Origin of the sequence: Pantoea sp. Fr+CA_20 (assembly GCF_024520835.1) — a bacterium.
Taxonomy (GTDB): Bacteria; Pseudomonadota; Gammaproteobacteria; order Enterobacterales; family Enterobacteriaceae; genus Pantoea; species Pantoea allii.
In genome coordinates this window covers 1-512 of the sequence record NZ_JALNPN010000053.1, presented here as the reverse complement: position 1 = coordinate 512, position 512 = coordinate 1, and the positions used below count along the sequence as shown (strand labels likewise).

Sequence of the window (512 nt, the reverse complement as noted above, 5' to 3'; positions counted from 1 at the left end):
CCGGTTGGCTGAAGCGCTGTTATCCGGATAATCAGGAAATGTATGTGTCACACGAAACGATTTATAAAACGCTTTTTATACAAACCCGGGGGGCATTAAAAAAAGAGCTGCAGCAATGCCTCAGAAGCGGAAGAGTGGTTCGTAGATCCAGAACATCATCGCTTAAAGGGAAAGGGTTAGGATCAATCCCGGATGCGATACCGATAAGCGAAAGGCCACCTGAAGTCGCAGACAGAGCCATACCGGGTCACTGGGAAGGTGATCTGATCCAGGGCTCGAAAAACTCCTATATCGTCACTCTCGTAGAACGCCATTCCCGCTTTGTTATGCTGGCCAAAATCAGAGACAACAAGACCATAACGGTTATATCTGCACTCATCAGACAAGCCCGGGAATTACCTGCTGAGCTTTATAAAACACTAACATGGGATCGGGGGGCTGAAATGACCAGCCACACCCGATTTACTGTAGCGACAGACATTCAGATTTATTTCTGTGATCCACAATCGCCC

General features: G+C 47.7%; 1 protein-coding gene. It reads left to right on the top strand.

What is annotated here, in order from left to right:
* Positions 1-512 (top strand): IS30 family transposase (locus NR177_RS23765; RefSeq protein WP_256853802.1); only part of this gene is annotated, 512 nt, incomplete at both ends.